This window comes from Enterococcus sp. HMSC076E04, assembly GCF_001814285.1.
Taxonomy (GTDB): Bacteria; Bacillota; Bacilli; order Lactobacillales; family Enterococcaceae; genus Enterococcus_B; species Enterococcus_B lactis.
This window is the reverse complement of the sequence record NZ_KV815603.1, coordinates 1-19,260: the sequence shown is the minus strand read 5'-3', so window position 1 is coordinate 19,260 and position 19,260 is coordinate 1. Positions and strand designations below refer to the sequence as shown.

At 39.4% G+C, this 19,260-nt stretch carries 15 protein-coding genes; 7 read left to right on the top strand and 8 right to left on the bottom strand.

Annotated features, from left to right (window positions below; genetic code table 11):
• Positions 1 to 76: 76 nt before the first annotated feature.
• The 5 genes from HMPREF2961_RS08245 to HMPREF2961_RS08225 form a co-directional block, all read right to left on the bottom strand.
• A complete protein-coding gene (locus HMPREF2961_RS08245) occupies positions 77 to 2,011 on the bottom strand; it encodes an RNase A-like domain-containing protein (protein WP_256277984.1) in 1,935 nt (644 codons plus the stop codon).
• A gap of 379 nt (positions 2,012 to 2,390) precedes the next feature.
• Complete coding sequence (locus HMPREF2961_RS08240; protein ID WP_002312769.1) at positions 2,391 to 3,416, bottom strand: LacI family DNA-binding transcriptional regulator; 1,026 nt, start codon at positions 3,414 to 3,416, stop codon at positions 2,391 to 2,393.
• A 21-nt stretch (positions 3,417 to 3,437) separates the two neighbouring features.
• On the bottom strand, positions 3,438 to 4,445 hold the full coding sequence (locus HMPREF2961_RS08235; RefSeq protein WP_025477357.1) for an aldose epimerase family protein: 1,008 nt from the start codon (positions 4,443 to 4,445) through the stop codon (positions 3,438 to 3,440).
• A complete protein-coding gene (gene pgmB, locus HMPREF2961_RS08230; RefSeq protein ID WP_070704511.1) occupies positions 4,438 to 5,103 on the bottom strand; it encodes a beta-phosphoglucomutase in 666 nt (221 codons plus the stop codon). Before pgmB ends, HMPREF2961_RS08235 begins: the two co-directional genes overlap by 8 nt.
• Complete coding sequence (locus HMPREF2961_RS08225) at positions 5,096 to 7,390, bottom strand: glycoside hydrolase family 65 protein (protein ID WP_002315941.1); 2,295 nt, start codon at positions 7,388 to 7,390, stop codon at positions 5,096 to 5,098. The genes pgmB and HMPREF2961_RS08225 overlap by 8 nt, the downstream gene beginning before the upstream one ends.
• A gap of 258 nt (positions 7,391 to 7,648) precedes the next feature.
• On the opposite strand from HMPREF2961_RS08225, the gene HMPREF2961_RS08220 reads away from it, so the two are divergent.
• Together HMPREF2961_RS08220 and HMPREF2961_RS08215 are read left to right on the top strand one after the other, a co-directional pair.
• Entirely contained in the window at positions 7,649 to 9,814 is a 2,166-nt protein-coding gene (locus HMPREF2961_RS08220) for a PTS transporter subunit IIBC (protein WP_002315940.1), read from the top strand.
• A gap of 188 nt (positions 9,815 to 10,002) precedes the next feature.
• Positions 10,003 to 10,833: an endonuclease/exonuclease/phosphatase family protein gene (locus HMPREF2961_RS08215; RefSeq protein ID WP_025477356.1), complete on the top strand. Its 831-nt coding sequence runs from the start codon at positions 10,003 to 10,005 to the stop codon at positions 10,831 to 10,833.
• A gap of 101 nt (positions 10,834 to 10,934) precedes the next feature.
• Here the strand turns inward: HMPREF2961_RS08215 and HMPREF2961_RS08210 are convergent, their stop codons facing one another.
• The gene (locus tag HMPREF2961_RS08210; protein WP_025477158.1) at positions 10,935 to 12,635 is read right to left on the bottom strand and encodes a hypothetical protein; all 1,701 of its coding nucleotides are present in this window, start codon (positions 12,633 to 12,635) and stop codon (positions 10,935 to 10,937) included.
• 459 nt (positions 12,636 to 13,094) lie between these two features.
• On the opposite strand from HMPREF2961_RS08210, the gene HMPREF2961_RS08205 reads away from it, so the two are divergent.
• Together HMPREF2961_RS08205 and HMPREF2961_RS08200 are read left to right on the top strand one after the other, a co-directional pair.
• Positions 13,095 to 14,255 (top strand): class C sortase, encoded by a 1,161-nt coding sequence (locus tag HMPREF2961_RS08205; protein WP_002315938.1) that lies wholly within the window; start codon positions 13,095 to 13,097, stop codon positions 14,253 to 14,255.
• Positions 14,256 to 14,270: 15 nt separating this feature from the next.
• Complete coding sequence (locus HMPREF2961_RS08200; RefSeq protein WP_002315937.1) at positions 14,271 to 14,714, top strand: GNAT family N-acetyltransferase; 444 nt, start codon at positions 14,271 to 14,273, stop codon at positions 14,712 to 14,714.
• A gap of 363 nt (positions 14,715 to 15,077) precedes the next feature.
• Here the strand turns inward: HMPREF2961_RS08200 and HMPREF2961_RS08195 are convergent, their stop codons facing one another.
• Positions 15,078 to 15,608, bottom strand: coding sequence for a phenolic acid decarboxylase (locus HMPREF2961_RS08195; RefSeq protein WP_002314051.1), 531 nt, complete (start codon positions 15,606 to 15,608; stop codon positions 15,078 to 15,080).
• A gap of 104 nt (positions 15,609 to 15,712) precedes the next feature.
• On the opposite strand from HMPREF2961_RS08195, the gene HMPREF2961_RS08190 reads away from it, so the two are divergent.
• The gene (locus HMPREF2961_RS08190) at positions 15,713 to 16,267 is read left to right on the top strand and encodes a PadR family transcriptional regulator (protein WP_002315936.1); all 555 of its coding nucleotides are present in this window, start codon (positions 15,713 to 15,715) and stop codon (positions 16,265 to 16,267) included.
• Positions 16,268 to 16,423: 156 nt separating this feature from the next.
• On the opposite strand, the gene HMPREF2961_RS08185 is transcribed toward HMPREF2961_RS08190, so the two are convergent.
• Complete coding sequence (locus tag HMPREF2961_RS08185) at positions 16,424 to 16,897, bottom strand: MerR family transcriptional regulator (RefSeq protein ID WP_002293203.1); 474 nt, start codon at positions 16,895 to 16,897, stop codon at positions 16,424 to 16,426.
• A gap of 137 nt (positions 16,898 to 17,034) precedes the next feature.
• Here HMPREF2961_RS08185 and HMPREF2961_RS08180 point away from each other — a divergent pair, with 137 nt between their 5' ends.
• Both HMPREF2961_RS08180 and HMPREF2961_RS08175 read left to right on the top strand, forming a co-directional pair.
• The gene (locus HMPREF2961_RS08180; protein ID WP_002293204.1) at positions 17,035 to 18,507 is read left to right on the top strand and encodes an MDR family MFS transporter; all 1,473 of its coding nucleotides are present in this window, start codon (positions 17,035 to 17,037) and stop codon (positions 18,505 to 18,507) included.
• Complete coding sequence (locus tag HMPREF2961_RS08175; RefSeq protein WP_002293205.1) at positions 18,504 to 19,214, top strand: DUF4811 domain-containing protein; 711 nt, start codon at positions 18,504 to 18,506, stop codon at positions 19,212 to 19,214. The genes HMPREF2961_RS08180 and HMPREF2961_RS08175 overlap by 4 nt, the downstream gene beginning before the upstream one ends.
• The last annotated feature ends 46 nt before the right edge of the window (positions 19,215 to 19,260 follow it).

Here is a 19,260-nt window from a genome sequence, read left to right as displayed (position 1 = left end):
ATGGTGCTTATGTGTGGTCAGTGTATGACGAAAAGAGAAAGCGATTCACTGTTTTTGATGCTAGTTTAGTGATGATTTAAAAATAAACAAAAATTTTAGAAAAGGAAGGAGCCGCCCTTGGCGGCTCCTCTTTTACAGTTCTTCGTAAGTCAGGATAAGCGGTTAGGATATAATACTTTCGTTTTTTCCATACGATGTTGGGCATTCTTTGAATAACTACTTTAGCGTAATAGATCGAGTCGTATTGAATATAGTTGTCAAGGTTTAATCTATAAAATCCCCACACTAATGTCTTTCCAAGAGCAATCGATTTATACGATCGATAGATTACACGATTACCATCTTGTAAAGAACAATCACCTAGAGGTAACTTGATCGTACCCTCTAAGTATTTTTTATTGGCAGTATAGATCGCGCAGTTGATAAATATCAAAGCTTGTTCCGTAGTATGGAAGGCAGCGGAATAGGTTATTTCTTTTAATCGGGCTTGTAGGGCATCCGCAGTCTGTCCCACATGCCGTTCCATCGTATGCCCTTTCCCGCCGTCTGCATACCATTCGTCATAGTACAAATCAAGAGGGGAATACCATTCGAATTCATCGTCATCATCGTCATCCCCTTTGAAGTTTTTGATTGCTTCAAGGACGCGAGCTAGACTCAACACATTCCATGCCGCGCCCATTGCGCCTTCGACTAATGTTTTACCTGTACCATCTTCTACGATGTCTCCAGTTTCTTCATCTAATACACCTCTTCGCCCATCGATCGTGATCGAGTCATCTATTGGGATGGCTGCTTCACTGTAAGCAAAATCGATCGCCCCCCACTGGTATTCTGGAACGGCTACGCGAGTGTCAGCGTACACGAACTTTCCTGTTGCATCAAGGACAACCGTTTGTCCGTATAAGGTAGCGATTATACCAGAAGGATCGAAGCTCAATCCGTTTTCAGTCGGTGCCAAGACTTCCGCTAAGTTCTTTTGTATATCGGCAGTGCGTGTATGATAGGCTTGCGCCATTTGCTGAGCCGTCTGGACAGCGACTTCTCTTGAGGGTGTTTCGATCACCCCAAATTCAAAAGTGGTGTTTTGCTGGATGTATTCCAGAAAGTCTTCTTGAGTCGCGATCTGGCTCATCAAGACAGACATCGGGACACTTAATTCGACTTCATGGACGAAGGAACCGTTGCTACCCCGATGGCCATAATTGTGACCGGAGATCGTCAGTAATGTTGTATCACTGCCGACTCGAGTTTCCATGACACGAACCATTTCCAGTAAGAAGAATTGATCTTCGATGAACATTCGATCAGCTACCGAGGCATCACGTCCGATTACGCCAGTTCGAGCCGTTTCAGTAGAAAGAGAACCATAAGAGATCAGTTTACGGAATGCCGGATGGTCATTGATCGAAAAGCGATAAGCACCATGATCCGTTGTTCCTGTCAAATATTCCCGCATCAATGCATGACTGGTCACGTCTTGCGCGTATCTTTTTTGCAGACCTTGCGAGAAATTATAGGTACTAGTAGTAGAATCGATCCCCGAAGTGGCAAAAGTGGCCAATTCTTGTTGCAGGGCAGGATTATTGGAAGATAATTCATACAAGCTCGCATTCGTTTTGAGTAAGTCTGCAGTGGCGACGCCTAAGGAGGAACCTAATTGGTAAAAACTATAACCAAGTCCTGCTCCTAGGATAGCAGAAACTACTGCAGCAGAAGCAGGGAGGGAAACCAATGCAGAACTTAATGTAGCACCAACAGCAGAAAAAGGAGAGAGAAAAGAGGAGAAACTGACGCCACCGGTTAAAGGAACCAATGCTGCATTGTGCGGATCTGGTTCTTGGGTAGTGACAGGGATACGAGAGATAGACGGGAGTTCAGGAACAACTTCGGTCGTCGCATGTTGTTCTGCTTTAATCGTATACGTTTCTTGGGCGTGCGTTTGGACAGGCGTGGCAGCAAATGGCAGAAGTGTCAACACAACAAAAAACAAATGAGTGAGTTTTTTCATGTTTTCTCCTTTCAAGAACACGTGCGGCTGATCGACAAGGGGGTCTTTTGCACCTCCGTTCATTCGTATTCGCTTACACATTTAATTATTCTTGAAAAAACAAAAGAATACAAGGCGTAATAGAAAAAATCAATTTAAAAAATGTTTTTTATATTATTGGTGTTTCCTTCGTGTATTCTCATGGAAGACAGCAGTTATGTCAAATAATCGTTTGTTTTGGACGCATAATCGTTCACGTAACTGATAAAGAAAAAGAAGGGAGAAAATTATTTATTTTGAAATTAATGTTATTTAATGTTTTCTTTTCAAACTTATAAAAATAACGTTTTTTTATGTAAAAAAACTGACCGTAGGATAAATGGTCAGCAAATTCAGTGATTTAACTAAGTTTTGTGCTTTCTAAAGGAACGACTGTCTCTCTTTTGATCAAGCGATGAGGGATGACCAAACGTACGCCGCTACTTAATTCTTCATGAATCAGTTCACGCAGTTTTTGCATAGCGACACGTCCTAATTCGGAGATATCGATATCGATGCTTGTAAGGTAAGGATGTGTCAATGTTGAGAAGATCGAGTTGTTGAAGCTAATGACAGAAAGTGTCTCTGGAATGACATAACCATACATTTGTGCCAACTGCATCGTGCGAAGGGCGAAGATATCGTCAATGACTACCAATGCTGTGGCTTCGTTTTCTTTCAACGTTTTCTCAAAGGTCAGATAATCTTCTGTATGTTCCAGTACTACACTGGAAAACGCAGGAAAATCAGCCATCATCATCGCTTTTTGATAACCGAAATATCGTTCGAAATACAAACTCTCATGAGTCGTATTCGTCACGAATAGGATATTCTTATGTCCATTCTGGATCAAAAATTCTGTTGCTTGTTTGCCTAGAAGCTGGTTGTCATTATCTACATAAACGATTTCGTTTTCGTGATGATAAGGCTGTCCGATCAAAGTGAAAGGGATGTGGTTTTGGTATAAATAATCAATGACAGGGTCTTGACTATCTGAATACACTAGAATAAAACCATCTACTTGTTTTTGTAGATGCATACGCTGGACGTTCTCTAACAGTAAATCAAAATTTTTAGCAGTAGCAATCGCTGTCGTCATATCATAATTCCGCGCTTCTTCGTTGATTGCTTCCATGATCTCAAGATAAAAGGGATTCCCAATCCGCTCTTTTGAATCAAGAGGAGGTAAGATCACGCCGATGGCACTGGAAATGCGTTTTCCTAGATTGCGGGCAGTCATGTTAGGAACATAACCTAGTTCATCCATGATTTTTCGGACTTTCTTCTTTGTTGCCTCGGAAATACTAGGATGATCATTGATAACACGAGAGACGGTCGAGGTAGCAACGCCGGCTTTTTTCGCCACATCTTTTACGGTAATAGCCATGATAAAAACACCTTTCTCTTGTTATTGTGCAGAGAACCGGTAAATCGTCTGACTGACCCGTTCTTGACCAGGATGGAGGTTGATCGATCCAAAGTTGGGAAAATGAACGATATCAGGGATTTCTTGCGGTTCGATTGCTAATCCGTAGTTTGAATGCATCTGTTTTCCGTTGACAGAGAAATCTGCTTCAAATCCAGTCGTAGAAAATAATACCATACTTTTATTGGAAGTTGCTATAGTCATTTGACGACCAGAATGCTTCTCGAATAATTGTAAGGAAGTTCTGGAAAGCCTAGGATGATGCAAAAGAAATACATCATCTAGTCCAGCTGGATAACAAGCAAGGATTTCTTGCAGTATTGGAGATTTTCTAAAGTCGATGGGCAGGTCTTCTTTTTTCGTCCAATTTCCAGTAGGTAGTTTTTCTTGATCTAATTCAAGTATACCATCTAAGAAGACCGTTAACTGATGGTCATAGATATCTCTTTTTCCATTTCCTGAAAGGTTGAAGTAGGCATGATTGGTCGGATTGCAGATGGTTTCGACCAGGCTACTGGCAGAGGTCGTCATCTCTAACTCGTTTTTTGTCAAACGGTAAGTGATCGTAGCAGTGATTGGTCCTGGATAGGTAGAAAATTCATCTTTTAAGTAAAAGACCACGCCTATTGATGAAGGAGTTTTGAAAACTTCTACTTCCCAATATTGGAAAGACCAGCCTTTCGTGCCACCGTGGATATGGTGTGATCCGCAGTTTTTCTCTAATCTATGCTTACCCCAGGAAGCATCTCGGATCCTTCCAGCTACAGGTCCGACAGTTGCGCCAAAAAAGCTTTTATCTGTTAGAACATCTTCGAAACGATCGTAAGACAATAAAATATTTTCTGATTTTCCTTCTTTGTCTGGCGCGAAGATTTGATGCAGGCGGGCACCATAGTTGAGAAGAACGACTTCTAAATAGTCGTTCTTCAACGTGATTTTCTTTATTTCAGTCTCTGGAACTGGTACGACGGAGATTTCTGGATTATCCATGGTCATGCCACTTTTCTTTCAAGTAATCGATCGTAAGAAAAGTCGTATCAGGGACAAGCGGGATCTCCTCTCCAAGGTCTTCAGCACGTCCCACGCCAATTGGTTGAGCACCACTTGAGAGGATGGCTTGGATACCGGCTTGCGCGTCTTCGATCCCGATACATTCTTCTGTTTTTAGTCCGACAGCTTTTGCTGCAAGGAGAAAGATATCTGGCGCAGGTTTTCCGTTTGCTGCTTCTGCCGGGTCGGCAATAGCGTCAAAGTAAGGTGTGAGACCCATTTTTTCAAGTAGGAAAGGCCCATTTTTACTTGCAGAAGCAAGAGCGATCTTGATTTTTTCTTCTTTTAAAGAATCCAGTAAAGGGACGACCCCAGGGAAGACATCTTTTGGTTCGATCGTCTGGATCATCTCTAAATAATAATCATTTTTTCTTTTTGCTAATTCTGCGAATTCTACCTTTGAAAAAGAGTGTTCTTTTCCGCCATAAGCTAAAAGCAAAGAGAGAGAGTCTTCTCGGCTGACGCCTTTTAGCTGTTCGTTGAATGTGCGTTCGATCGTAATGCCGATTTCCTGACCAAGCTTTTGCCAAGCACGATAATGGAATTCGGCAGTATCGGTAATGACGCCGTCTAAATCGAACAATACCCCTTTAAACATTTGCTTCCTCCTTTCTTAGCGTTATTTCTAGGCGATTTTCTAAAGTGTAAGACTGTTCATAGACGAAAAGTTTCAGAGGCATACCTTCTAATAAATCGAAAGTAACTTGTTCATCTGTAACTGAGATGAATAATAAACGTCCGCGATAATTGATATGGAAAGAATAAGCATTCCAGGTTTTTGGCAGAAATGGTGCGAATTTCAATTGATCATGGGCGGTTTTCATTTGAGCGAATCCTTGGACGATCGACAACCAGCTGCCAGTCATGGAAGTGATGTGCAAGCCGTCTTCTGTGTCGTTATTGTAATTATCCAGATCCAAGCGAGCTGTTCGTTGGTACATTTCTACAGCTTTGTTTTCCATTCCTAATTCTGCTGCTAAAATCGAATGGATACTTGGTGAAAGGGAAGACTCATGGACAGTCATTGGTTCATAGAAATCAAAGTTTTTTTGTTTTTCTTCTTTTGTAAAAGTATCGTTGAAGAAATAAACCCCCTGTAATACGTCTGCCTGCTTGATGAAGCAAGATCTAAGGATTTTGTCCCAAGACCAATGCTGGTTCAGAGGAAGATCGCTTGTGGGAATATCGGATACAGGCATGAGATCTTTATCTAAGAATGTGTCATGCTGGACAAAAATACCTAATTCTTCGTCCACTGGGAAGTACATGTTCTCTGCGATATCTTTCCATTTGGCTAGTTCTTCTTCGCTGATAGCGATAGCAGCTTCTTCTTGATAAGTTAAATAATTTTCTCGCGTGTAACGCAAGACCCAAGCTGCGATCGTATTTGTATACCAATTGTTATTGATGTTGTTTTCATATTCATTTGGTCCAGTCACTCCGTGGATCATGTATTTATTTGCTCGTTTTGAAAAATGGACACGGTCTGCCCAGAAGCGGGCGATTTCTGCTAAAACTTCCAGACCTTCATTTTTCAAATATTCTGTATCACCGGTGTAATTCGTGTAATTGTAGATTGCATAGGCGATTGCACCATTTCGGTGAATCTCCTCGAAAGTGATTTCCCACTCGTTATGACATTCGACGCCAGTGAAGGTGACCATAGGATAAAGCGCGCCTTTCAATCCTTGCTGCTGAGCGTTGTGGATCGCTTGCGGCAGTTGGTTATGCCGGTATTTCAGAAGATTCTTAGTTACTTCGGGTTTGGCTAAAGCGAGATAAAGAGGGACTGCATACGCTTCTGTATCCCAGTAAGTGGCACCGCCGTATTTTTCTCCTGTGAATCCTTTGGGTCCGATATTCAATCGTTCATCTTCGCCGTAGTAAGTAGAGAATAGTTGGAACAAATTGAACCGAATACCTTGCTGTGCTTCTTCATCTCCTTCGATGACCACATCGGCAAGCTTCCATCGTTCTGCCCAAGCCGCTGTTTGTTCTTCTTTTGCTTGGATATAATTGTTTGTCTGATTTGCTAATTCTGAGACGGCTTTTTCTGCTTGTTGCGCTTCTGGGATATCTCGACTAGTAAGAACGATGATTTCTTTCTCTACTGTCCATGTCTCGCCTTGAGATAATTCAGCAGACAGGCAACCATGTAAGGCTAAAGTATCTTCGTGATAGTCAGGAACGACTGCTTTTCCGTTAACGAAATGACGCATTGCTGCAGTAACAGTGAATTGTTCGATCCCGAAGTTGTTTGGAATAGTTTTAGTTGTTAAATAGCCGATTTCTTCTATGGTTCCACGATCGATCTCATTCCAAAAATGTTCATCATAGTTGCTGTCTTCGTTTTGGACATTTCCATCCAATTTCGATACGAGGTCGACTGTTCCATTACCTTCAAGCATTTCTATAGTCAAATGGATGTAAGCTGCTTCTTTTTTGACAATGCTTAAAAAACGTTCAAAGGAGATACGTACTTTATTAGTAGAAGTAGTGATTGTGAACGTACGAGATAGCACACCATTTTTCATATCTAGTTCCCAATAAAAATCTTCTGGTTCCAAAGAAGCCAAGTCGATCAGCTGATCGTTGATCGAAATATCTATTGCGATAAAGTTCAAGGCATTGATTACTTTTCCAAAGTACTCTGGATAACCGTTTTTCCACCAGCCGACACGTGTCTTATCAGGATACCAGACACCTGCCAAATAAGTACCTTGATGGTGGTCCCCTGAGTAAGTTTCTTCAAAGTTCCCACGCATCCCCATATAACCGTTTCCAATACTTGTCAAAGATTCTTGCAGTCGAAGATTTTTTTTATCTAATTGGGTCGTGCTGATTTTCCATGGATCAATAGCAAATAGTCGTTTGATCTGTTTCATTGTTCTCCTCCTAATGAGCTGTTTTATACGTTCATAATAAACGCAACCGATTGCGCAAGTCAATAGACAATAGGAAATATTTCATAGAAAAAAGCATAAAAATAAAATTTTTTCGAGCTATTTATAGAAGGGAACTTATGTATTATGGGTTTTAAAGAATGGTATAGACAGAAGAATAAAAAATAAAGCATTTACAAAAAAGAAAACGCACGCTATAATACATTTAACGAAACCGATTGCGTAAAGGAGCTAAACGGAATGAAAAAGATATTTAGTTTTGAGTTTTGGCAAAAATTTGGAAAGGCTTTAATGGTTGTGGTGGCAGTGATGCCGGCAGCTGGATTGATGATCAGTATAGGGAAATCAATTCCTTTGATCAATCCTGAGTGGACGCCGCTTGTTACAACGGGCGGAGTAATAGAAAATATTGGTTGGGCAATTATTGGGAATCTTCATATTTTATTTGCTTTAGCAATAGGAGGAAGTTGGGCAAAAGAACGGGCAGGTGGGGCATTTGCTGCTGGGATCTCATTTATTTTGATCAATCGGATCACTGGGGCCATCTTTGGGGTCACAAGCGACATGCTTGCGAATGAAGATGCGTTTACTCACACTCTTTTCGGTACGAAGATCATGGTTAAAGGGTTCTTTACAAGTGTATTGGAAGCACCAGCTTTGAATATGGGTGTATTTGTAGGGATCATCGCTGGTTTTGTCGGGGCAATGGCTTATAATAAGTACTATAATTATAGAAAATTACCGGATGCTTTGTCTTTCTTCAATGGAAAGCGCTTTGTTCCGTTTGTCGTTATCTTATGGTCAACGATTGTGGCATTGATTCTTGCTGTTGTTTGGCCAAACGTACAGGCCGGAATCAATAATTTTGGTTTATGGATTGCAGAATCACAGGAAAGCGCACCGATTCTAGCACCGTTTTTATTTGGTACATTGGAACGTTTGCTATTACCGTTCGGATTGCATCATATGCTGACGATTCCTATCAACTATACACAGCTTGGCGGATCGTACGAGATTTTATCAGGCGCACAGGCAGGAACACAAGTTTTTGGACAAGATCCGTTATGGTTAGCTTGGGCCACTGATTTAGTGAATCTTAGAGGTGCAGGGGATATGTCGCAATATGAATTTGTGTTGCATAACTGGACACCTGCTCGTTTCAAAGTAGGACAAATGATTGGTTCTTCGGGTATTTTGATGGGGATGGCATTTGCGATGTACCGTAATGTCGATCCTGATAAGAAAGCAAGATATAAATCAATGTATTTTTCAGCAGCGTTAGCTGTCTTTCTAACAGGTGTAACAGAACCATTGGAGTTCATGTTCATGTTTGCGGCTGTACCATTATATGCCATTTATTCAGTCATTCAGGGAGCGGCATTTGCGATGGCAGACATTTTACCATTGCGGGTCCATTCATTTGGAAATATCGAATTGCTGACGCGGACACCATTAGCTATCAAAGCGGGTCTAGGTGCAGATCTTATCAACTTCGTGTTATGTGTGATCGTTTTTGGTGTTGTTACGTATTTCTTAGCAAATTTCTTGATCAAAAAATTCAACTTTGCTACACCTGGGCGTAACGGAAATTATGACAATGACAGTGAAGAAACCACTGTATCTAACAGTGGAACAGGAACTGCAGACCAGCAAGTGGTGCAGATCATCCATTTGTTGGGCGGAAAAGAAAATATCAAAGATGTCGATGCCTGTATGACTCGTTTACGTGTAAGTGTAAACGATCGGGAAAAAGTTGGGACTGAAGAAGCCTGGAAACGAGCAGGAGCAATGGGACTGATCGTCAAAGACAATGGAGTCCAAGCAGTTTATGGACCAAAAGCAGATGTCTTGAAATCAGATATCGAAGATCTGCTGCAATCAGGAGCAGAGATTCCAGAGCCGCAAATGGTTTCTACAGGAAATGGACAAGCAGATAGCAAGAAATACTTAGGCATAGAACAAGAACTAGTTTCCGCAGCTTCTGGGGAAGTGATTCCTTTAGCTGAAGTAAAAGATCCAGTATTCTCACAAAAAATGATGGGTGATGGTTTTGCTGTTATTCCAACGTCAAGAGAAGTTGTTGCGCCGATCGCTGGAAAAGTGACAAGTATTTTCCCTAGCAAACATGCAATTGGGCTAGAAACGAAAGAGGGCGTCGAAGTTTTGATCCATATGGGGATTGATACAGTCCAAATGAATCAGTCAGCTTTTGAGATTGCTGTCAAAGAAGGACAAGAAGTAGGAACAGGAACGAAATTAGCTGAAATGAATCTTGAAATGATCCAAAACGAAGAAAAAGATCCAACGATCATGATCGTATTTACGAATGATAAAGTGGAAGAAGTAGTGATCAAGCAATTAGGGACAGTGGCAGCTGGTAAAGTGATCGGCTCCATTAAAATATAAAGGGAGGTTGTGAAATCAGCGTCCTGACCTGAGTATTAGAGAGACAAAACGGAAAAATAGCTCCTCATATTTTGCCGTTTTTGAGCTAATACCGAAGGTCAGCTGATTGAACACTGTTTACTGGGGAGGTTGTGACAAAATTTTGTCACAACCCCTTTTGTTTCGAAATGAAGAGAAGGAGAAGAACCATGAAATTCATGACATTGAACACACATAGCTGGCTTGAGCCAGAACCAGAGAAAAAATTACAGGAATTAGCAGAGAAGATCCTGTTAGAAGATTATGAAGTGATCGCTTTGCAAGAAATCAACCAATTACTGGAATCTGAAGAAGCAGACCCTGCAAAACTAATGAAGTTCTGTCCAGTAGAGAATCAAGTTCCTATCCGCAAAGATAATTTTGCCTACTGTTTAGTCCAGCTTTTAAAAGAACAAGGAAAAGAGTATTTTTGGAGTTGGGAAATGAGCCACATCGGTTATGATAAATATGAAGAAGGAAATGCGCTGCTTGCGAAAAGACCATTGGAAAGTCAGGTCCTCACCGTCTCCGAATCTCAAAAGAAAGAAGATTATCGGACGCGCAAGATCTTGATTGGGAAAACAAAGATAGATGATCAAGATATTTTTGTCTCTAGTTGCCACTTTTCTTGGTGGACAGATAAAAAAAGCGGCTTTTATTTTGAGTGGAAAAACTTGGAAAACTACTTTTTTGAAACCCGCGCACCACTTTTTTTCCTAGGTGATTTCAATAATCCGGCAGATTCTGAAGGTTATCATATAGTAAAGGAAAGTGGTCTTCTTCTTCAAGATTCGTATGTTATCGCGAATGATAAAGGTAAAGCTGCTACTGTGGAAAAGAAGATTGATGGTTGGGAACAAAATACAGAAAAATTGCGTATAGATTTCATTTTTGTCCCTGAAGGAGTACAAGTAAAAAAATATCAACGGATTTTTGACGGGATCGATAGTCCAATCATCAGTGATCACTATGGGGCTGAAATCGAAATAGATGGACGATGAACGAACAAAAATATGACACAAAAAACTAAACAAAATAAAACTCTCCGATCGATCCTACCGTTCGGAGAGTTTTTTTTGATTGGATGTATCATCCGTTTGGACTAAGCATGTAGATGCTTGTATCTATGATAAATAAATAAGCACAGCAAGGTAAACCAACCAATCAAAGTAAGAGAAAGAATGAAATAGAAATAGATCGGCGTTCGATAATGAAGCGTGAGCTCGTTGATCCCTTTTTGCTGATTCACGATTGGGGTCCCGATATCCGTTAATTCATAATCAGTCAATGTTTTTCCATTTTGCTGTAGTACAGTCCGATCATAAACGATAACAGGGATATGAACCGTTTTGTCCCCAGTATTTTTCCACTTGATTGTCAAAAGACCGCCTGGATGTGTTTTTATGAAAGTTGTTTCGTTTTCTAATATTTCTTCGTTATATCGGTCGTATTTGTTGTCTTTTGTCTCCTTATAGATTGGCAGATAGTCAGGGGTGGTTTTTTGGAAAACGAATAAGCTGGTAGACATATCTTTGCTGAAGAATGTTTTCCTTGCTTCTTCCGGTGTATCGAATAGATAAGTATGTCGACTGACAAATGTTTCATTCTCCCACTTTTCTAGATGCTGGTATAAGTTTTGGATCGTCTGTGCAGAAAAAATAAGAATACCCAATATACCTAAAAGACGGAACCACTTTTGCTCAGACCATTGATTTAGTGATAGGGCAAGGTAAAGCAGAAGCAATAGCGTAAATGGGACGAAAAATCGAAATGGAAACTGAATTAAGCTAATAAAAGGCACATTTTTTTCGATCAATGTCGTCCATGGAATCAAGCTAGTAGAAAGAAAAAAGAAAACAAGACTTGTATACAACACGATTTTTTGGAACAAGGTATTCTTTTGTTGAAAGAAAATAAAAAGCAAAAAACCTGACAATATCAATATCGGAAAGGCTTTAGGATAATGAAGCCAATAACTGCCATCCAGGTCAATCGCCTTTTGACTCATTTCTCTGTTAACAAAGGGAGGAAGAATCTTATTCCCGCTGTAAACAATAGCCAGTCCTGCCCAAATATTTGCTGTCAGGACAAAATAAAGCAAGACCGACTTGATCAGTTGAAGCAGTGCTTTTCCTTTTTCAGTCTGGTTAAAAAAGTAATAAAGATAAAAAGGAATATACATCAAGGCTAACATGATCGAAGACAGTAGATGAATCTGCGTCATAAGTCCAACTGAGATCGCAACTTTGATTACAGGAAACTTTTTATGAAGGACGAAATCAACAATAGGGATCATGCATAAAGGATAGAAACAAGTCCCCCAACTAGTGAATCCTTGATTGATAGACCAATATTGAATAGAATACGTACTCATGAATAAAACGGCTACTGGTACACTTACCCAGTTCCGAACATTGACATATCTCAGTAAGATCAGCATAGAAAATCCTGAAATAAGATAAAGAATAAAATTTGAAAGAATCTGATAGTGAAACCAACTACCTGCAAGCAACACGATCAATCCTTGTAAATAAGCAAAAAATGGGCCGTAAACGGCATTAACGATCCTACCGCTTTGCTGGAATCCATAAAGGGAAGGAAAATAGTGGAAATCCCCATGTTTGATTTGTTGCGCAGCATCGTAGAACCGATTGTAATGGAAGGGGGCATCAGCACCCAAAATTAGTTTATGTGTGAATAAATGAGGCATGAGAAATGCCAAAGCAATGAAAAAAATTGCTAAAAACGGGCCATATTTTTTCAATTGTCGAACTCCTTTGCAAACTTTAGATAAATTCATCATATATCCTATGCGGTAGGGAGGCAAGAAATTAGAAAATTCATGAAAATATTTATGAATTTTACAAGAAAAACATAAGTGAAATTTCTAAGGAGAGAGGATGTGGCAAAGCCATGTCGCATTCCTTGTTTTGAGTCAAAATTTTCTTAATACTCGAAACAAAATCGCTTTTTCATGACCTCTCGGTAAACGGTGTTCAAACGGCTGCTTCTCGGTAATAAGCTCACTAGCCTAGAAAATATGAAAAGCTATTTTCTGACTAGTGCTCTTATTACTCAAAGCATAACGCTGATTTCACAACCTCTGATTCACGGTGTTCCAGAAGTAGCTTCTTCGGAAATTTCTTCTTATTTCTTGAACCTAACCACTTCTGTCACAACCTCATCGGCTTTCATTTTCTATTTTTTTCCTGAACCCATATAATAAAAGAAAGAACAAAAAAACTTGCAAGGGAGGACGCATGTGAAGCAGAGAAAGCAAAAACAGTCTCGTCGGCTTTTGTTTCGTTTATTTTTATTGATATGTATCGTCGTAGGGTTACTAATCGCTTTGTATCCATTTTATGTGGATTCTTTAAATAGTCTTATGGATCAAAAACGAATGGAACAAGTACAAAAACGAACCGCAGCCGAAAATGAAGCGCAGCGAAAGAAAATGGAGGAGCAAAACCAACGATTAACTGACCAAGGATTCAATCCTGGGGCTGATCCTTTCGATGAACAGAACAGAAATGAAAGCACGACATCCAGCCAATTAGAGGAATGGCTGATTGGAAGTGTCAATATACCTAAAATCCAAATAAATATTTCACTTTATGACCGGCTTAACGGCATGATTCTTGAGAATGGAGCAGGCGTCTTACAAGGAACTTCTTTCCCAATTGGTGGAAATTCGACGCATTCAGTGATTTATGCTCACAGCGGGTTACCCAATCGACGATTATTTACCGAGTTAGATCGTTTAGAACACGGAGATACGTTTATTTTGACTGTTTTTGGGGAGAAATTGGCTTATCAAGTTGGGAATATACAAGTGGTACTGCCAGATGACACGTCTGTTCTAACGATTGAAGAAGGAAAAGACTTAGTTACCTTGCTTACATGTACACCGTATATGATCAACACGCATCGTTTGCTAGTGACGGGACATCGGATTCCTTATAGTGAATCGGTAAAAAACGAAGAAGAAAAAGGAAATCAGGAAAGAACTTTGCGACAGTTGCTTATTCTTGCAGGAACGATAATAGCTGTAGTCATACTGTTACTGTTTATTGGTCGACTGATTTATCAGTATCGGTTAAGTAAAAAAGTGCTTGATTTTTCATTTATTATAAGTGATTCAGCAGGAAATCCAGTAAAGGGTGGCTCATTTATTTTGAAACATAAGAAAAAAACACTTACTAGAAATGGTGTGCCGTTTTCAGTGCAAAGCGATCATTATGGGAAAGTCAAGCTGGATCAATTGCCTGGTGGGACTTATCGAATCGTGTCAGTTGATGATCCTAAAGTCGCTGCTTCTTTTGGTATCAGAAAATTAAAACAAGAAAAGATGTACTTTTTTGAGGGGCGAAAACTGGTGAAAGAGCTTCAAAAAAATGGTTTTTGGTTTAAACTCAATGATTAAGTAAGGAGAGAAAAAATGATTCGTACAACAACAGAATTGTCTGCTGAAGAACTGGAAACTGTTCTATCGATTTGGCTGCATGCTAATTTGGATTCTCATGGATTCATCTCACCAACTTATTGGGAGAGTCAAATAGAATCTGTTAGGAAAGCTTTGCCAGAGGCAGTGATTTACTTAGCAGAAATAGATCAAGAAATCGTCGGTTTTGCTGGGGTGATTGATCAGTTCATCGCAGGGATTTTTGTAAAGAGGGAATATCGGCAACAAAAAATCGGTACGCAACTAATGAAAAAAATAAAAGAAACCAATAAAACACTGACTTTGACAGTCTATCAAAAAAATCAATCAGCTATTCATTTCTATCTTTCACAAGGCTTTGCAATTCAAATACTGCAAAAAGATGAAGCAGTAAATGAGGAGGAGCTTGTGATGCAATGGAATCAAACCAATGATTTTTGATGAACAGAGTAACGGAATAATGCTCCCAGCCTAATTTTTGCTGGGAGCATTATTTCATTTTGAAGTCACTAATTTAACTGTGTGAAGATGCAGTTGTTACGACCTTTGATAAACGGTGTTCAAAAGCTTGCATCTGCAGGTAATAAGTCCAACCAAGTTAAAAACATAAGAAGCTGTTTTTACTTGGCTGTTCTTATTACTTGATGCAGAACAGCTTTTTCACAACCTCTCCACTAAACGGTGTTCAATCAGCTGACCCTCGGTATTAGCTCAACAAACGGCAAAATATGAGGAACTATTTTTCCGTTTGTTTCTCTAATACTCAGGTCAAAACGCTGATTTCACAATCTCTCTTTCACAACCTTATTTTACTCGTTTATAATTTTCATCGAAGTATTTTCCGCTACGGATATCATCAGGCATGCCATCATATGGCGCTTCACTAATGACATCTTCATTGTCTATACCTGCATCACCCATATAAGTGATGGTAGCAAATTCAGGAACAAGTAATTTTGGATAAGTTTCATATTTTTCACGAGCTGCTTCCATTTCTGCGATATGTTCATTTTGGAAAGTAACAGTGATTTCTGGATGTTCTTCAACCCATTTAGGGAAAAAGATCATTCCGTGAAGTTTCTTTTCATTTGGCATAAAGTCTAATGCCACGTCTGTCCCTGTTGGTTCTGTCCAAGTAATTTTGAATACGCCATCTGTCAATTTAACGATATCAGCTTCTTGGTCTTTTACCCAACGACCTTTGACCATTCCGCCGTGGATACGGTAATCGACAGTATGGTCATTTTTTGCATACCATTCATATTCCCAACCGTTGTCATACGTATAAATAAAGTGAGTTCCAATAAAATCTTCCAATTCTTTAAATTCTTTCATGATTAAGCATCTCCCTCTAAATTAAAACATGTAATAAACTACATGTTTTTGATTACTCGTTTATGATAGAATGGATTTAAAGATTTGTCAAGGAGGAAAAACTGATGGCAAGAAAAAATACACTTCGCTATATTTTATTAGGGTTATTAAGTAAGAAGCAGATGACAGGATATGAATTGAATCAATCATTCAAAAATGAAATAGGAGAATTTTGGCAAGCAAAACATAGTCAGATTTATCCTGAGCTGGCAAAAATGGAAGAGCAAGGAATCATTCAACATCAAGTAGAGATCACAGGCGAAAAATTGGAAAAAAAAGTTTATGAATTAACAGAAGAAGGGAAGGAACAATTAGCAGAGTGGATTCATACACCGACCAATGAACTGCCGGTTAATCGAGACGAATTCGTTTTAAAATTGTATTTCGTCAAAGACGTGAATGATCCGGCATTAGTAGAAATTATCCAGCAGCAGCGTGATCTTCATGAAGAAAAACGCATTCATCTATTAGAGCGAAAAAAAACAATCTTTCCTACAGAAAAAGAAAAACATGAAAATTACGGACATTACTTGATTTTAGCGCATGCGATCAATCGGGAAACAGAATATGCAAGTTGGCTGACAGATGTATTGGAAGAAGAAAACAACCGAAAAAAATAAACTAAAAAATATCCGAACAGTGATGGATGCTTCCTTTCTATATGAAAGAAATGCAGATCACCGTTCGGATATTCTTATGTTCAAACAGGCTTTTTCTAAGTGTTATATGTATCATCTACTTTTTAAAAAGTCTGATGTTTAGGAGATTAGCGGAGCTTAGAGTTCTTTTAACAGCTGCTCGTAGTCAGCTTTTTCATCGACAGGAAGGAGTTTGTAAGACAATTCGTCTGTCTCGTTGTCATGAATGATGTACATCTTCGCATTCTCTTCTTTGAAGTTGCCAATTTGTAAAATCGTATAGCGTTCGTCGATCAATTCGATATCTTTGATTGCTTTTGAAAAAACTTTGCGGACATGATGCATTTTCTTTTGTCGGATTTCTGCCTTTTCTGCAGCTTTAGATAAGGTAAATCCGTCATCTAAGTATTTTTTGATCAGTTCTACTTTTATAACTGTAGGCAAACGATATTTTCTAGGACAATTCGCATCAGCTTCGATCGAACGAATGAATCCCTTTTGTTCCCAATACCTTAATTGACGTGGAGACACACCGACGATATCACTTAATTCACTGATGCCAACAACCAATTGATCGTTTTCCAACAAACGTTTAAGGGAAGCCCCAACCATTTTTGTCACTCCTTTTGTCCTCTTACTTTCCTTAATTATATCTGTATTAACTAATGTGTCAAGTAGGTTGACAAATGGCGGATTTAGGACTAAAGTATTCTAGTAGTTTCAGAAAAAATTCAGAAAGAAGGAGAAATATGAGTAACAACCAACCCGTAGATATTTACGGAAAACCATATAATCGGACACTTTTAGTTGTTGTCTTATTAATTGGTACATTTTGTACCGTTTTGAATCAGACCTTATTGACGACAGCTTTTCCTACATTGATGAAAGCTTTCGATATTTCAGCGTCTGATGTGCAATGGTTAACGACTGGTTTCTTGCTAGTCAACGGGATCATGATCCCAATAACAGCATGGCTGATCAATAAATTCAGTTCAAGAAATTTATATCTTTCTGCCATGACGATCTTTTTGATCGGAACGATTACTTGTTTTACAGCACCTAATTTTAGTACATTACTAATCGGTCGCTTGATCCAAGCTTGCGGTGTGGGAGTATCGATGCCATTATTGCAAAATATCATGTTGTCTATTTTCCCACCAGAAAAAAGAGGATCAGCAATGGGGATGTCAGGAATCGTTATTGGGCTTGCTCCTGCTTTAGGCCCTACATTATCTGGTTACATCATTGATAACTACCATTGGCGTGACTTGTTTGGTATGGTACTGCCAATCGTTGTTCTTGTCTTGGTTTTAGCATTCTTCCTAATGAAAAGTGTTATTCCACTGTCAAATCCTAGCATTGATATTTTATCAGCTATTTTGTCAACGATTGGATTCGGTAGTTTGCTTTACGGATTTTCTAGTGTAGGTGATGATGGCTGGGGAAGCTTGAAAGTAATTGGTTTCTTAGTCGTTGGTGTGATTTTCATCGCCTTGTTCTCATGGCGTCAATTACATTTGGAACATCCATTCTTGGAACTTCGCGTATTCAAATCATCTACATTTACGATTGCAGCTGTTTTAGCCGGTGTAACGAATATGGCGATGGTAGGGGCAGAAATGGTCGTGCCGTTGTATATCCAAAACATTCGCGGAGAATCAGCATTCCATTCTGGCTTGATGTTGTTGCCAGGTGCTTTGATCATGGGGGCTATGATGCCCGTTACGGGTGCGATTTTCGATAAATACGGCGCGAAACGTTTAGCCATTACAGGGATGTTCATTTTAACAGCCGCAACTGCACCATTTGCTTTCTTGACAAAAACGACTCCAGTTTTATATATCGTGATCCTTTATGCGATCCGTATGTTTGGGATCTCCATGGTCATGATGCCGGTAACGACTTCTGGTATGAATGCATTGCCAAATAACTTGATCAGTCACGGGACAGCGGTAAATAATACATTCCGTCAAATTGCAAGCTCGATCGGTACAGCTATTTTGATCAGTGTGTTGACGAATGTGACAAAAGCAAATATCCCAAGCAAATCTGTATTGGACAATACACCATTAGCTTATAAAGATCAGGCAATCAATGCCACACTGTCAGGTTACCATGCCGCGTTTATCGTAGCGATCATCTTTGGGATCCTTGGCTTTATTATTGCCTTTTTATTGAAGAAAAAAGAACCTGTTCTAACGAAAGCGGGGGATAATGCATGATTATTGGAGTTTTGATTGTCAGCTTGCTTGCTTTTGCTTTAACGAACGTGTTCGCTAAAAAAACATGGCAAACCTTTTTATCTTTGATTTTCGGACTAATCTTCGTCGCTTCACTAAGTTTGATCGTCGCTAATTTGTCCAATCACTTTGGAATGGAAAAAGTAACGGAAACGAAAACAGAAAAAATTGTTTCTAGTGCTGATTCCCAAGGAGCAGATATGCTTTTGTATAAAGCTTTAGGGAATGGAAAAGAAAAAGTGTATCTTTACCGAACGAATGAAAAACAAGAGAAACCAAAAGCAACTGGTACGGATAACGAAACAAATAAAGTAGAAAAGACGGACGGCGATGCTGAAAAAGTGACGAAAACTACTTATTGGGAATACAAAAACGACATGTATAAATTCTGGTTCAATATTGCTGATAACAATCACGAATATGACAGCCGAGTGAATACATTCAAAATCCCAGAGACATGGGTAGAATTAAGTACGGACCAAGCATCCAAGTTAGCTGAATTAGTGAAGAAACAGCAAAGTACGATGGAAAGTGAAGCAAAAGCTTATGTGCAAGACGGTATGGTAAAAGCAATGACTGAAAATCCGCAAATGAGCAAAGCAGAACAAGAACAACGTACGAAAGCCTTAACTGCTGAATTCCAACAACAAGCATTCGCGAAATTAGTGAAAGAAGCAAAAGGCGAATAATATTTTGAACATCGTGTAGGAGGTTGTGAAAAAGCTGCTCTGCATC